This is a genomic window from Streptomyces sp. CA-111067, assembly GCF_050956065.1.
Taxonomy (GTDB): domain Bacteria; phylum Actinomycetota; class Actinomycetes; order Streptomycetales; family Streptomycetaceae; genus Actinacidiphila.
The window spans coordinates 3,973,575-3,988,058 of record NZ_CP192103.1; the positions used below are offsets into that span (position 1 = coordinate 3,973,575).

The following is a 14,484-nucleotide window of genomic DNA, read 5'->3' on the forward strand; positions in this document are numbered from 1 at the left end:
CGCACGCGAACAGCCCCGTGCGCAAGGGCGGTTCCGCGGACTTCGCGGCGATAGCCGACATATCGCTGGAGATCCGGGCCGGCGAGTTCCTCGCGGTCGTCGGGCCCAGCGGCTGCGGCAAGTCCACGCTGCTCGACCTGCTGGGCGGCCTGACCACACCCACCACCGGCCGCATCCTGGTCGACGGCGAACCCGTCAGCGGGCCGGGCCTGGACCGCGGGGTGGTCTTCCAGCAGTACGCGCTGCTGCCCTGGCGCACCGCGCAGGCCAACGTCGAGTTCGGCCTCGAAGCCAAGAGGGTGCCGCGCCGGGAGCGGCGTGAACGGGCCCGCGACTACCTTTCGTTGGTCGGCCTTGACGGCTTCGCCGGCCACTACCCGCACGAGCTGTCCGGCGGCATGCGGCAGCGCGTCGCCATCGCCCGCAGCCTCGCGTTCGACCCCGGGGTGCTGCTGATGGACGAGCCGTTCGGCGCGCTCGACGCGCAGACCCGCGAGCTGCTCCAGGAGGAGTTGCTGCGGATCTGGCAACGCACCGGCAAGACGGTCGTGTTCATCACGCACGGCATCGACGAGGCCGTCTACCTCGGCGAGCGGGTCGCGGTGCTCACCGCGCGGCCCGGCCGGATCAAGGAGGTCGTCACCGTCGAGCTCCCGGACCGGGGCGGGGATGCGGACGTGCGCTCCAGCCCCGAGTTCGCCCGCCACCGGCACGCGATCTGGTCGCTGCTGCGGGACGAAGCCGTGGGCGGCGGCCCGGGCGCCGAGGTGCGGCCGGCGCCGCACGCGGAAGGAGAGGTCGTCCATGTCTGACACCGCACGCGCCGGAGGGCCGGGCGCGAGGCCCGCAACGCCGGCCGCCGCGAACGTATCGCCGGCGTCCGCGCCCCCCACGTCGCCCGCCGCGACCGCCGCTGAGTCCGTCACCGTACCCACACCCGACCCCGTCCCGTCGGCCGCCGACCTCGAACGCGCCCTGATCGCGGCGCCGGACGCGCCGGCCCGCGGAACAGGCGCGCTGCGTACGGCAGTACGCGCCCTGCTGGCTGTCTTCCGGCGGACCATCGCCGTTGCCCTCTTCCTCACCGGCTGGGAGATCCTGCCGCGCACCGGCGCCGTCGACAGCGTCTTCCTGCCGCCGTTCTCGAAGGTCGCCCAGGCGTGGTGGCACCTGCTGGAGAACGGGCAGCTGTGGACCAACCTCGAAGCCAGCCTGGTGCGTTCGCTCACCGGCCTGGCGCTGGCCGTGCTGGTCGCGATCCCGCTCGGCGTGCTCATCGGCTGGTACCCGCTGCTGGCCGAACTGCTCAACCCCCTGCTGGAGTTGCTGCGCAACACCGCGGCCCTGGCGCTGCTGCCGGTCTTCGTGCTGCTGCTCGGCCTCGGCGAGAGCTCCAAGATCTCGCTGGTCATGTTCGCCTGCACCTGGCCGATCCTGCTCAACACCATCGCCGGGGTGCGGTCGGTGGACCCGCTGCTCGTCAAGTCGGCCCGCTCGCTTGGCTTCCGGCCGTTCCAGCTGTTCCGCAAGGTCGTGCTGCCCGCCGCGCTGCCCACCGTCTTCACCGGCATCCGGCTGGCCGGCGCCGCGTCGATCCTCGTCCTCGTCGCGGCGGAGATGACCGGCGCGAAGGCCGGCCTCGGCTATCTGATCAACGCGGACCAGTACAACTTCGAGATCCCGCAGATGTACGCGGGCATCCTCACGATCTCCCTGCTCGGCCTGGTCGTGAACCAGGCCCTGGTGACCCTGGAGAACCGCTTCTCCCGCTGGCGCAGGCCAGTCGGCGCGTAGCCCCGCGCAGGCCGGCGGAGGCCGGCCGGCGCCCAACGCCCGCTGCCCGGCCCGGACCGGTCCGGCCCGCGCGCAACCCCGCACCCCACCCACCGCGAGGAGAGACACCCATGACCGTCAGCACCTCCACCCAACTCGACATCACCCGGATCGCCGGCCACATCGGCGCGCAGATCGACGGCGTCGACCTCGCCGCGGACCTCGACGGCGGGACGGTCGCGGCGATCCGCGCCGCCGTCCTCGCGCACAAGGTCGTCTTCTTCCGCGGCCAGCAGCTCGACGCCGCCTCCCAGGAGGCGTTCGCCCGCCGCTTCGGGACGCCGACCGCCGCGCACCCCACCGTCCCGTCGCTGGAGGGCAGCCCGGCCGTCCTCGACCTCGACTACTCGCGCAGCAGCGGCCGGGCCAACCACTGGCACACCGACGTCACGTTCGTCCAGCACCCGCCGCTCGGCTCGATCCTGCGCGCCGTCACCATCCCGGAGTACGGCGGCGACACCGTGTGGGCCAACACCGTACGGGCCCGCGACACCCTGCCGGCCGAGCTGCGCGAACTCGCCGACCGGCTCTGGGCCGTGCACTCCAACGCGTACGACTACGTCGCCGACGCCCGCCAGGGCGACGAGACCGCGGACGCCCGCGCGCGGCGCGAGGTCTTCACCTCGACGGAGTACGTCACCGAGCACCCGGTCGTCCGCGTGCACCCGGAGACCGGCGAGAAGGCCCTCGTACTCGGCGGTTTCGTCCGCCGCTTCGTCGGCTGGACGGGCAGCGACTCCCGCGACCTGCTGCGCGTACTCCAGGGCCACGTAACGGAGTTGGAGAACACCGTGCGCTGGCGCTGGGCGCCGGGCGACGTGGTGTTCTGGGACAACCGCGCGACGCAGCACTACGCCGTCGCGGACTACGGCGACCAGCCGCGGCGCGTGCAGCGGATCACACTGGTCGGCGAGACGCCGGTGTCGGTGAGCGGGGCGGAGAGCCGTGTCGTGACCGGGGACGACACGGCGTACAACACGTCGTTGGCCTGAGGGTTCGGTGCCCCGGGGCGCGGGTGGGCCGCGCCCCGGGGCAACGGGGGTGCGCGGGCTGCCCGTTCAGCCGCTCACGTGCCCGGCGTCCCGGAGATGCCCCGCCCCAATGTGCGCCCCGGACACCTCAGTTGGCGCCCTCACCGTACGCCGCCGCGATCTCCTGCGAGGACGCCCAGCGGCTGTACGTCGGGAACTTGGGCCAGCCCTCCGGGGAGTCCTGCCACTCCTCCTGGCGGCCGTAGGGCAGGACGTCCACCAGCGGGAACAGATAGCTGAGCTGCTCGGTGCCGCGGCCATCGGTGTGCCAGGTGCGGTAGACCTTGTCGCCGTCGCGCAGGAACACGTTGACCGCGAAGCCGTCGTCGGGCGCGGCGCCGACGTCGCTGCCGAACGGGCTGTTCGCCGTCGAGTACCAGCTCATCGTGTTGCCGACCTTGCGCTTGTACGCGAGCGCCTCGCCGATCGGCCCCTGGGTGACGATCACGAACCGCGCGTCGAACTTCTCCAGCCCCACGAGCCGGGTGAACTGGGAGGTGAAGCCGGTGCAGCCGCCGCACTGCCACTCGGCGCCGTCGTGCCACATGTGGTTGTAGACGATCAACTGCGGGTGCTCGCTGAAGATCTCCGCGAGCCGCACCGGGCCCTCCTCGCCCTCCAGCACGTAGTCGGGCATCTCCACCATCGGCAGCCGCCGGCGCTGCGCGGCGATGGCGTCGAGCTCGCGGGTGGCGGCCTTCTCCCGCACCCGGAGCGCGGCCAGCTCCTTCTCCCAGGTGACGGCGTCGGCGACGGGCGGCAGTGCGTTGGCGTTACTGCTGGTGGACATGGTGCCTCCGGGTGAGCGGTTGCCTTTTACGGGTGCCTTCCGGAGGTAGACTCCCGGGCCGCTCACAACTCATCGGTCCGCTTATGCGCGCCCGGAAAGAGCGGTTACGTCCGCAAGTATCGGGTCGCCCCGCGAGCGCCAGGTGCGGAGCGCCTCGGCTCAGCCGACGTACAGCCGCATGGCGGCGTAGTCGAAGGTGACGGCGAACGGCTTGAAGAACTCGTGGGTGATGTTGCCGATGAGGTCGAACCGCACCGCGCCCTCCCCCGGCACGGGGCCCGCGGAGCCGGGGAGGTGGCGGCCGACGGCGTCCCCGATGCTGACCCGGTCGGCGGTGATCGGGTAGATCGTGGCCGCGCCGCCGTTGACCGGGGTCGGGTGGTCGAAGTCGACGGTGATGCCGGCCCGTTCGGCGTTCGCCACGCTCGTGTTGAGGCCCGCGCCGATGGTGCCGGTGTCCATACCGGCGATCCCGGGGCCGTACCCGTTGAGCTTCGCGGGCGTGCACGGGACGTGATCCGGCAGCCACATCGGCTGCGGGCGCAGTCCGGTGCGGGCCGCCTCGGTGCGGAACTCCCGTTGCTGCGCCGGGGTTTTGCGGCGCAGGACGAGCGCCTTGCGCCGGTAGTCGAGGGTGGTCAGGAAGCGGTAGAAGACCGACCAGCCGATGGTGCCGTCGGGGACCGTGCCGTCGGGGAAGGCCAGGATCGCTTCGTCGATCCACGTGACCGGTACGTGGCGCAGCTCGATCTCCCCTATCCGCAGGCTCGGTGCGACGCCGAGATACGTCGTGCTGGGGCGCCCGTTGATCGTCATCGTCGTGGACGCGACGGCGCGCAGCCCCGCCTGCTCGGCCCGCTGGGTGGTGAGGGTGATGTCCCCCGCGCCGGTGTCGAGGACGAAACGCCAGGGCGCCAACCCGGCGACGGACGCCTCCAGTTGGGGCAGCGGGTCGACGGCGAGGAACGGGACGCGGGTGACCGGTGGTCCGTGCTGTTCGAAGGGGGTGCCGGTGACGGCGGCGGCCTGCACGCCGAGCGGCTCCGGCAGCAGCGGCGCCGCGCGGGCGTAATCGTCCTGGCGGATCAGGCAGTTGGCGAGCCGGCCGCGGGTGAACACGTCGTCGGGGGCCAGGCGCAGTGCCTTGAGGAGGAAGGACTCGGCGCGTTCGAGCCGGTCGGACAGCAGGTGGATGTACCCCGACTGGGCGGCGGCGTGGGCGTTGTCGGGGTCCGCTCGCAGCAGCCGGGCGTAGCCGCGGGCCGCGGCGGCGAACTGTCCTGACGTGAACAGCTGGTCGGCGTCGGCGGTGGGGTCCGCCGGGGGGACGGAAGTTCGGGGCGCCGGAGGGCGGTGCTCCGGGGTGGTGGTTCGGGCGGTGCGGGGCTCGGGGGTGCGGGGCGGTGACGCGTGGGCGGTGTCCGCCGCGCCCAGCAGCGGCAGCGCGCCGGCGCCGGCTGCCAGGCCGGCCTTCAGGAGGAAGCGGCGCCGGTCCAGGCCGGTGCGGGTGTGATCGTTCGTCGTCTGGTGGGTCATGCCACGACCTTGCCGCCGGCGGGCCGGGCCGCACATCTGGCTCAGGCCCGACTGCCGCGTCTGTCCCGGGACATACGCGTGGCTCCCCCGCCTCCTCCCCAGGACATACGGGCACCCTCCGCAGGTCGTACTCCCGGCTCCAGGATGTGTACGACCGACTCCCGCAGGCGTACGGCCCGCCCGCGGGACGGGTACGACCGTCCTCTCCCGCAAGGGCTACGGCCGCCAGCCGCACGGCGTACGTGCACCCCTCGCAGGGCGTACGTGCACCTCCCGCAGGACGTACGACCGCACACAGCAGCCGCCCGTACACTTTGCGCGGTCATGAGGGACGCGGCTCGCACTTTCCGGGCGTGGGTCCGTCGGCCGCCGCTCCAGGACGCGGCGCTGGCCTGCGGCCTGCTGGTGGCATGTCTGCTGGTCAACGACCCGTTCGCCCTGGTGCGGACGCAGGCGGACGGCACCGGCGACAGCCGGTGGAGCGGTCCTGGAGTGGTGTGGGTGTGGTGGACGGCGACCGCGCTCACCGCGGCCTGCGTCGCCCTGCGGCGGTGCCGGCCCGTACCGATGCTCGTCGTGTGCGCGCTGTCCACCGTGGCGCGGGTGGGCGTCGGCGTCCTTCCGACCGTCATGGACCTGGCGGTCCCGGTGCTGCTCTACACGGTCGCGGCCCGCTGCCCGCGGCCGATGTCACTGCCGGCCCTGGCCGGGCTGCTGCTGGCCGCGGCCTGGCTGATCGGCGGTTGGCCGGCCGAACAGCCGCTGCGGATACCGACATCGCGGGTGTGCGCCCGCCATGTCGCCGCGCCTGAACCGGCGTTGGCCGGCAGCACCTGGAGCACCTGGAGCACCCGGAGCACCGGTAGCGCCGGCCCGGCCTGCGAGGACGACGACCCGAGTCCGTGGCGCGCCCTGCCGGTGCTGGGATCGGTGCTGGTGGCCGCGTGGGCGGTCGGGGCGGGGAACCGCAGCCGGCGCGCGTACCTGGAGCAACTGCACGCCCGTGCAGAGGATCTGGAACGCGAACGGGACCACGAGGCCGCCCTCGCCGTCGCCGAGGAGCGCGCCCTGCGCCTGCACGACGTGGTCGCACACGGCCTGTCGTTGATCGTCGTGCAGGCGCAGGGCGCGGACGCGGCGCTCGACAACCACCCCGCCGACACCCGTACCGCGCTGCGGACGATCATCACCGCCGGCCGCGACTCCCTCGCCGACATGCGCCGCGTACTCGCCGCGCTCGGCGAGCCCGACGACCCCTGGCAGGCGCAACCCGGCCTCGCCCGGCTGCCCGGCCTGCTCACCCGGGTCCGGCAGGCGGGCACGCCCGTCCACCTGCGGATCGAGGGAACCTCGGCGGCGCTGCCCGCCGCGGTCGACCTGTCGGCGTACCGGATCGTGCAGGAAGCGCTGACGAACGTCATGAAGCATGCGGGTGCGGGGGCGGCCGCGGGCGTCGTCGTCTCGTACGGTGCAACCGAGGTCGCCGTCGAGGTGTACGACGACGGGGTGGGGGTCGTAGGCGGCGGGTCGGACGCGGGGTCGGACGCGGGGACGGGGGCGGCGTCCGGTATGAGGGCGGGTGCGGGGCTGGCGGGGACGGGAGCGGCGGCGGGGCCGGGCCCGGGTGGGAGCGGCGGCACGCTCAGCGGTATCAGCGCACGCGGCGGCACGGGCACCGGCACCGACCCCGGCCCCGGCCCTGGCACCGCCCCGGTCGGCGGTGGCAACGGCCTGCCGGGCATGCGGCGGCGGGTGGCGCTGCTCGGCGGCCACTTCAGCGCCGGGCCCGCCGACCGGGGCGGTTTCGTCGTACGGGCCGGCCTGCCCATCCACGCCGGCGGCGGGCGGTCAGGATGATCCGCGTACTCCTCGCGGACGACCAGGCCCTGGTGCGTACCGGCTTCCGGATGATCGTGGAGAACGCGCCCGACATGGAGGTGGTCGGCGAGGCGGGCGACGGCGCCGAGGCGGCGGCCATGGCCGCGGAGACCGGCCCGGACATCGTCCTGATGGACGTCCGCATGCCCGATGTGGACGGCGTCGAGGCGACCCGCCGGATCTGCGCCGGCGGCGCGGGCCACGCCCGGATCGTCATCCTGACGACCTTCGACCTCGACGAGTACGTCTACGCCGCCCTGCACGCGGGCGCCAGCGGCTTCCTGCTCAAGGACACCCTCGCCGCCGACCTGCTGTCGGCCGTCCGCGTCGTGGTCCGCGGCGACGCGGTGGTGGCGCCCAGCGTCACCCGCCGCCTCATCGACCGCTACGCCGGCACGCTGCCCGAGCGCCCCGCCCCGACCGCCGCCGGCCTGCGAGCGTTGACCGACCGCGAACGCGAGGTGCTGGCGCTCATCGCCCGCGGCCTGTCCAACACCGAGATCGGCGCCCGCATCCACGTCACCGAGGGCACCGTGAAAACCCACGTCAGCCGCATCCTGTCCAAGCTCCACCTGCGCGACCGCGTCCAAGCCGTGGTGTACGCCTACGAGTCCGGCCTCGCCCGGTCCGGCAGGTGACCCGGGGGGCCGACGACGTCCGTGCAACTCGTCCGCCCCCGTGGACCGTTCAGGGTCGGAACTGGATCACCGCATGTGTGCCGCTGGTCCGCCAGGCGTCGCCGCTCTCCTCCAGCGCGGCAAGCGTCAACGGCTCGATGCCGACGGCGACTTCGGACTTGAGGGTGCGCAGGGCCAGCAGCGGGCCGGGGAAGTACGCGGTGAGCTCGTCGAATGGGGTCGTCCCGGGCCAGCGCCGATCGCCCACCAGGCGACGGTAGTTGAGGTCGCCCTTGGCGATGGTGACCGTCGCCCGGGCGAGCTCGCCGCGCAGGTCGCCGGGCATGTCCGCGTACGGCAGTGGCGCGCAGGAGAACGGGTGGCTGCGGACGTCCAGCCGGCCGCTGGTGAGCGCGTCCCACAGCCGGCCGCCGATCTTCCCGGCCCGGCCAGGTGCCTCGGTGATGCGGCGCAGGCAGTCGATGACGTCCGCCGTCGTGGCGTCGGACACGAAGTAGGGGTACGGCTTGACGTGCAGCACGGCGGTCTCCGCCCGCCCGGTGTGGAGCAGGTGGTCCAGAAGGATGAGGTCGGGGATGAGCTCGCGCCCGGCGTTGTCGGCGATCAGGCAGACGGTGGCGCGGTCGGCATCCGCCAGGTGCCGCCAGAACGCGTCGCTGTCGTCCACGATGACCCGGCCGTCCTCCCCCTCACCGGGATCCCCGGAGGAGATCCGGAACCCGAGATCGGCCCGGTTCCCCCACAACGCGCCCGAGAGCAGGGCCTGATCCCGCGCGTCGAGCCCCAGCCCGCCCACGTCATCGAGCGCCGCCAGCTCCTCCGCGACGGCCGCCCCACCCAACTCCCCCCGCTTGAACGGCGCGAACGGATCAACCCCGCGCCAAGCCCCCGCCCCGAAGAACCCGACCGCGTCGAGCAGCCTGCGATAGAAGTAGCTCTCCGCCCAGAGAAACGGCACCTCGAACCACGACCGCCCGACGTGCTCCCGCCCCCACGACGCCCACACCCCCGCGTCAGCGGCTCCGCCCGGCAGGGCCTCGACAACCCCGCTCTGCGTTTCCTCCAGCAGGGCGTCCAACGCCCGCTGCTGCTCCGGCGGATAGGGAAACGCGTCCCGAACCTGCTGAATCAGAGCGGGATGCCGCTCGGCAAGAACGCTCCAGGCAAACGAGCCACGCTCATCACTCGTGATCACGGGGGCACCACCTACTTCGGCCATCTCCCCAGTGTCCCTTCCTCCGGCCGACCGGGAAGTCAGCCGGTCGCGCCAGGCGGGGCCCCGGAATCGGAGGTGACGGCGCCGATCACGCCGGCTGCCACAGCTCGATCCGGTTGCCCTCCGGATCGGTGACCCAGCCGAACCGGCCCACGCCGTCCATGTCCTGCGTCTCCTCGGCCACGTCCGCTCCCCTTGCTCGCAGTTGCGCGAGCATCGCGTCCAGGTCGCGGACGCGGAAGTTGAGCATGGTCTGCTGCCCGCGCGCCCCGAAGTAGTCGGTCCCGGACTCGAACGCCGCGAACACCGTAGGCCCGGCTTCCTGCCGCCACAGCCCGTTCTCGTCGGCGTCCAACCCCAGGCAGTCCCGATACCAGGAGCTCAGGCCCGCCGGATCGCCCGCCCGCAGAAAGTACCCGCCGATTCCCAGCACACGTTCCATGCGGCCATGGTGCCAGGACGCCGACCACGCCGGTCGGACGTCACGACCGCCCATCCCGGCGCAGCATCGCCGGCTGACCGATGATCTCGACGTACATGATCCGACCGTGAACGACGTCCACGTTCAGCATCCCCTCGGAGGGCAGCAGCGCCACACACCGATGACCCTCACCGAACGGCTCGCCCCGCGGGTGGTCGGCAGTCAGGATGCTCTGGCAGAAGTCGTCACCGCAGTCGCACTCGCCGAGGAGGCGAAGCTCCCGTGCGGAGACGGCCAACTCCCCTTCGCCCTCGGCTTCCAGGAGAGCGGTCAGCTCAGCGATGAGATCGGGGAAGACCACCCGAAGGAGAGGCCGGTCGTGTTCCACCCGCAGAGGATAGGCACGGCGGCGGACGTCCGTAAACGTGCTGCTGGTCCGTGCCGCGTCGCGGGGCCCGCGTCAGTGGACGTCGTACGTCAGGTGGGTTGCCGTTGAGGTCAGGGTGACGGTTCGGCGGGTCAGGGCGCGGGGGGTGCCCGGGGGGAAGAGGGGGGTGCCGGCGCCCAGGATTACCGGGGCGAGGTGCAGGGACAGGACGTCTACCAGGCCGGATGCCAGGGCTGAGCCGATCGTCGCGCCGCCGCCCATCAGCACGACGTCCAGGTCTTTGCCGCTCGACGCGGACGCCGCCTCGGCGCGCTCGCGGGCGGCGGCCACAGCGTCGGGGAGGCCGGTGGTCACGAACGTCCAGTCGAGGTCGGTGAGCCGGACCGACGCCGGCCGCGTGCTCGTCACCACGACGAACGGGGGCTTGCCGACCTCCGCGGCGCCGTAGCCGACCGTGTCGTCCCAGCCGCCCGGGCCGTCCACGATGTCGAAGAGCCGCCGGCCCATGACGACGGCGCCCGAGCGGGCCGTCCCCTCGCGCAGGAGCCGGCGGTCGTCCGGATCCTCGGAGAAGACCCACGTGTGCAGCGCCTCCCCGCCGGTCCCCAATCCGTTCTCCGGGCCCGCGTCCGGCCCGGTCACGAAGCCGTCGAGGGACATCGAGATGTCAGCGATGATTCGAGTCATACCAGGGCAGACCCCGGCCGCCCCGGGAACTCATCGGTCAGACCGTCGGGGAGTTCTGTCCGCAGCACCGGATACCTTGGCCGGCATGGGGACGGGGATCGACTACGTGCGCGGTGACGCGACGACGCCGCTGGGCAAGGGGCCGAAGGTGATCGCGCACGTGTGCAATGACCTGGGCGGCTGGGGCAAGGGCTTCGTGCTCGCGATATCCCGGCGCTGGCCCGAGCCGGAGGCCGCCTACCGGCGGTGGCACCGGGAGCGGTCGAAGAACGACTTCGCTTTGGGTGCCGTGCAACTGGTCCAGGTGGGGCGGCTGGTGTGGGTGGCCAACATGATCGGCCAGCACGGCATGCGCACCGGCAGCAAGGGCGTACCCGTGCGCTACGAGGCGATCGACACCGCGCTGGAGGCTGTCGCCGCCCGGGCCACCGAGCTGAGCGCGTCGGTCCACATGCCCCGGATCGGCTGCGGCCTGGCGGGCGGCAAGTGGGAGCGGGTCGAGCCCCTGATCGTCGCGCGCCTCGTCGCCGCCGAAGTGCCGGTCACCGTCTACGACCACGGGTGACGGTCACCCTCGGTCCACCCGAGGGATCACCACCGGCTACGTGACGACCCCCGTACCCGCGCCCCCGGCGCACCACAAACCTCACCCCCGCGCGGAGCGCCCCCGCGCATAGCGCCCCCACCCGGCGCGCCCCCACCCGCCGGACCGGAACCCGGAGCACCCCGCCCCGCACCCCCACAGACCGGGCGAAGTTCGCCGGCCAACTGACGAGTGTTCATGCGGGAGTTGCCGGCGGGACAGGAGTGGGCCGCGCGGTGTCTCTTGGTGTCTACATCAATGGGGGGATGATTCCTTATCAGAAGGTTCGCTGGAGAGCCGTGGCGGCGCTCGCCGGTGCCGTGGTCGCGGCTGGCGGTATCGCGGGGGCCGATGTCCTCGGCGGGAACGGGAACGCCTCCGCGGCGAGCATCGGGCAGACGTACAGCGCCGCCTGCCCGGCCGCCGACCAGGTAACTCCCGCCCTGGGCAGCAATCTTGTGGCCAACCCGGGCGCCGAGGACTACACCGCGGTCACCGACCTCGGCGCGCCCGACGGGGACCCGCAGGACGTGCCCGGCTGCTGGACGGCGTCCTCGCCGATGAAGGCGCCGGGCGCCGTCATCGAGTCGTACGCCTCGGCGACTCCGGGGCAGACCGGCAGCCGTACGTTCTACGGCGGCTACGACTACGACTCCCCGCAGGTCTCGATCGTCGGAGTCACCACCACCGCGACGCAGTTGATCGACGTCAGCTCGCTGGACGCGGGCGGGAAACCGTTCACGCTGACCGGCGCGCTCGGCGGGTACACCAACCAGAGCGACTACGCGACCGTCACCGCCGCGTTCGAGGACGGCAGCGGCGCCACCATCGGCTCGGCGGCCCTCAGCCCGGTCAACGCGGGGCAGCGCGCCAACGTCACCAGCCTCATCCCGGAGGCGGCGGTCGGCACCGTCCCCGCCGGCACCGAGAAGATCCTCGTCACGGTCGGCTCGACCGGCGTCAGCGCCGGCTACGGCATCGACGGCCGCGTCGACAACATCAACCTGACGATCGCCGCGGCCGGCACCGGCCAGAGCTACAACGCGCCCTGCCCGAGCGCCGATCAGGTCACCCCGGCGCTCAATGCCAACCTGATCGCCAACCCCGGCGCCGAGGACTACACCGCGGCCACCGACCTCGGCGCCCCGGCCGGCGACGACCAGACCGTCGCCGACTGCTGGACGAGCAACTCCCCGCTCAACGCCCCTGACGGCACGCAGGAGTCGAGGACGTCCAGCTACCCGGGCACGTCCGGCAGCCGGGTCTTCTACGGCGGCACCAACCCCAGCACCGTCGCGGTCGCCGGCGTCGTCACCACCGGCAGCCAGGTCATCGACGTCAGCTCGCTGAACGCCGACAACCAGCCGTTCAAGCTGGCAGGACAGGTGGGCGGTTACTCCACGCAGGGCGACTACGCCCAGGTCGTCGCGACCTTCCAGGACGCCGCCGGCAAACCCCTGGGGACCGCCGGCATCGGCCCGGCCACCGCCACCCAGCGTGCCAACACCTCGCAACTCCTCGCGGACGCCCGCTACGGCACGATCCCGCCCGGTACGAAGAAGATCACCGTCACCGTCATCACGGTGGCCGTCAGCAGCGGCGCCAACAGCGACGGGACCGCCGACGACCTCAACCTGACGATCGGTCAGAAGTCAGTCGGCCAGAGCTACGACGCTCCCTGCCCGACCGCCGACAAGGTCGCCCCGGCGCTGGACGCCAACCTGATCGCCAACCCCGGCGCCGAGGACTTCACGGCAGCGACCGCGCTGGGCGCGCCACTTGGCGACGACCAGACGGTCGCCGACTGCTGGACGAGCGCCTCGCCGCTCAACGCCCCTGACGGCACGCAGGAGTCGAGGACGTCCACCTACCCGGGCGTGACCGGCAGCCGGGTCTTCTACGGCGGCACCAACCCCAGCACCGTCTCGATCCCCGGTATCACCACCACGGGCACCCAGTCGGTGGACGTCAGTTCGCTCGACGCCGGCGGCCGGCCGTTCAAGCTGTCGGGCGACCTCGGCGGCTACGCGACGCAGGCCGACTACGCCACCGTCACCGCCAGGTTCCAGGACGCCCAGGGCGCCACGCTCGGCTCCGGCGTGATCGGGCCGGTCACCGCCGGCCAGCGCGACAACGTCTCCAGCCTGCTGCACCAGGCCTGGTACGGGACGGTGCCGGCCGGTACGCAGAAGATCGTCGTCATCGTCGCCACGGCGGGCGTCAGCAGCGGCGCCAACAGCGACGGCACCGCCGACAACCTGAGCCTCACGGTCGGTTCGAGCGCGCTGCCGACGGGACCGATCCTGCAGACGATGCCGTACGCGTCGGTCGGCGACGTGCCCGGTACGCACGTGGACCCGGGCACCGGCGCGGTCGTCCCCAACACCACACCGGGCGCGCTGTACCGCCCGGCGGGCGTCTCCGTCGACAGCGGGTCCGCGCCGAGTTCGGCGCACGCGCCGAAGGTCGGCACCAACGTGCTGTCGGAGCTGCGCGGCGGCGGCAGCGGCTCGGTGTACGTGTCCAACACCGGTGACAACGTGGTGGCGAGGCTGCTGAACGGCGACACGTCGATCCTGGCCGGCTCGCTGGAGGGCTACGGCGAGAAGGGCGACCGCGGCAAGGCCGCCGATGCCACGCTGTACCAGCCCGCGGGCACCGCCGTGGACTCCGACGGCAACCTCTACATCGCCGACAGCGGCGACAACGTGATCCGCGAGGTGACGACCGACGGGGTGATCCAGCGGTTCGCCGGCACCGGCACCGCCGGGCGCCGGCTGTCGCTCGCGGCCTCGGCGACCCAACTCAACCGCCCCGCCGCGGTGGTGGTGAACTCGGCGAAGACCGTGTTCATCTCCGACACCCAGAACAACCGGGTGCTCGAGGTGAACGCGAAGCGGATCGTCGTCCGGGTGATCGGCACCGGCAAGGCGGGCTACGCCGGTGACGGCAGGACGGCGTGGGGCGCGCAGCTCAACCAGCCGACCGGTCTCGCGCTGGACGCGAAGGGCAACCTGTACATCGCGGACTCGGCGAACAACGTGATCCGCCGGGTCGACGCGCGGACCGGCGTCATCACCACCGTGGCCGGCGACTACGCGGCGGACAAGGCGGACGACGGCCTCGGCGGGTTCTCCGGCGACGGCGGCCCGGCCACCTCGGCGCGGCTCAACGACCCGCAGGGCGTGGCCGTCGACGGCGCCGGGAACCTCTTCGTCGCCGACACCTTCAACAACGCGATCCGGCAGGTCACCCCGGCCGGGACCATCAGCACCGTGGTCAACTCCCAGGCCGCGCCCGGCGGGGAGAGCAGCGGGGCGGCGCCGTCCGCGTCGAGGCTCAACACCCCGTACGCGGTGGCGGTCGACCTGTCCACGCACCTGCTCTACATCGCCGACACGAACAACAGCGCCGTCGCGCAGGTGCTCGGGGTCGCCCAGGCCGGGAACGCGGCGGGCCCGGTGGCCCCCGGGAGGCACTGAC

13 protein-coding genes are annotated in these 14,484 nt (G+C 72.8%); 7 read left to right on the forward strand and 6 right to left on the reverse strand.

Going from position 1 to position 14,484, the window contains the following annotated elements; all coding sequences use genetic code 11:
• The first annotated feature begins 17 nt into the window (after positions 1–17).
• The 3 genes from ACQPW6_RS17190 to ACQPW6_RS17200 all read left to right on the forward strand — a co-directional run bounded on the left by ACQPW6_RS17190 (position 18) and on the right by ACQPW6_RS17200 (position 2,825).
• Positions 18–812 (forward strand): ABC transporter ATP-binding protein, encoded by a 795-nt coding sequence (locus ACQPW6_RS17190; protein WP_433894563.1) that lies wholly within the window; start codon positions 18–20, stop codon positions 810–812.
• Positions 805–1,794: an ABC transporter permease subunit gene (locus ACQPW6_RS17195; protein WP_433890514.1), complete on the forward strand. Its 990-nt coding sequence runs from the start codon at positions 805–807 to the stop codon at positions 1,792–1,794. Before ACQPW6_RS17190 ends, ACQPW6_RS17195 begins: the two co-directional genes overlap by 8 nt.
• Before the next feature lie 110 nt (positions 1,795–1,904).
• Positions 1,905–2,825 (forward strand): TauD/TfdA dioxygenase family protein, encoded by a 921-nt coding sequence (locus tag ACQPW6_RS17200; RefSeq protein WP_433890515.1) that lies wholly within the window; start codon positions 1,905–1,907, stop codon positions 2,823–2,825.
• A 127-nt stretch (positions 2,826–2,952) separates the two neighbouring features.
• Here the strand turns inward: ACQPW6_RS17200 and ACQPW6_RS17205 are convergent, their stop codons facing one another.
• Both ACQPW6_RS17205 and ACQPW6_RS17210 read right to left on the reverse strand, forming a co-directional pair.
• Positions 2,953–3,654, reverse strand: a complete 702-nt coding sequence (locus tag ACQPW6_RS17205) for a DUF899 family protein (protein ID WP_433890516.1) — start codon at positions 3,652–3,654, stop codon at positions 2,953–2,955.
• Positions 3,655–3,813: 159 nt separating this feature from the next.
• On the reverse strand, positions 3,814–5,190 hold the full coding sequence (locus tag ACQPW6_RS17210) for an aspartyl protease family protein (protein ID WP_433890517.1): 1,377 nt from the start codon (positions 5,188–5,190) through the stop codon (positions 3,814–3,816).
• 324 nt (positions 5,191–5,514) lie between these two features.
• On the opposite strand from ACQPW6_RS17210, the gene ACQPW6_RS17215 reads away from it, so the two are divergent.
• Together ACQPW6_RS17215 and ACQPW6_RS17220 are read left to right on the forward strand one after the other, a co-directional pair.
• Entirely contained in the window at positions 5,515–7,047 is a 1,533-nt protein-coding gene (locus ACQPW6_RS17215) for a sensor histidine kinase (RefSeq protein WP_433890518.1), read from the forward strand.
• Positions 7,044–7,706 carry a response regulator gene (locus tag ACQPW6_RS17220; RefSeq protein ID WP_433890519.1) on the forward strand — a complete coding sequence of 221 codons (663 nt, stop codon included), beginning with the start codon at positions 7,044–7,046 and terminating at the stop codon, positions 7,704–7,706. The genes ACQPW6_RS17215 and ACQPW6_RS17220 overlap by 4 nt, the downstream gene beginning before the upstream one ends.
• Before the next feature lie 49 nt (positions 7,707–7,755).
• Here ACQPW6_RS17220 and ACQPW6_RS17225 read toward each other — a convergent pair whose 3' ends face one another.
• From ACQPW6_RS17225 to ACQPW6_RS17240, 4 genes are all read right to left on the reverse strand, one after another.
• The gene (locus tag ACQPW6_RS17225) at positions 7,756–8,925 is read right to left on the reverse strand and encodes a damage-control phosphatase ARMT1 family protein (protein WP_433890520.1); all 1,170 of its coding nucleotides are present in this window, start codon (positions 8,923–8,925) and stop codon (positions 7,756–7,758) included.
• Between the two features lie 85 nt (positions 8,926–9,010).
• Entirely contained in the window at positions 9,011–9,364 is a 354-nt protein-coding gene (locus tag ACQPW6_RS17230; protein ID WP_433890521.1) for a VOC family protein, read from the reverse strand.
• Positions 9,365–9,404: 40 nt separating this feature from the next.
• The gene (locus ACQPW6_RS17235; RefSeq protein WP_433890522.1) at positions 9,405–9,731 is read right to left on the reverse strand and encodes a hypothetical protein; all 327 of its coding nucleotides are present in this window, start codon (positions 9,729–9,731) and stop codon (positions 9,405–9,407) included.
• 72 nt (positions 9,732–9,803) lie between these two features.
• Positions 9,804–10,418: a dihydrofolate reductase family protein gene (locus ACQPW6_RS17240; RefSeq protein WP_433890523.1), complete on the reverse strand. Its 615-nt coding sequence runs from the start codon at positions 10,416–10,418 to the stop codon at positions 9,804–9,806.
• 85 nt (positions 10,419–10,503) lie between these two features.
• Here ACQPW6_RS17240 and ACQPW6_RS17245 point away from each other — a divergent pair, with 85 nt between their 5' ends.
• Both ACQPW6_RS17245 and ACQPW6_RS17250 read left to right on the forward strand, forming a co-directional pair.
• The gene (locus ACQPW6_RS17245) at positions 10,504–10,983 is read left to right on the forward strand and encodes a macro domain-containing protein (RefSeq protein ID WP_433890524.1); all 480 of its coding nucleotides are present in this window, start codon (positions 10,504–10,506) and stop codon (positions 10,981–10,983) included.
• A 284-nt stretch (positions 10,984–11,267) separates the two neighbouring features.
• A complete protein-coding gene (locus tag ACQPW6_RS17250; protein WP_433890525.1) occupies positions 11,268–14,483 on the forward strand; it encodes a hypothetical protein in 3,216 nt (1,071 codons plus the stop codon).
• Position 14,484 lies beyond the last annotated feature (1 nt).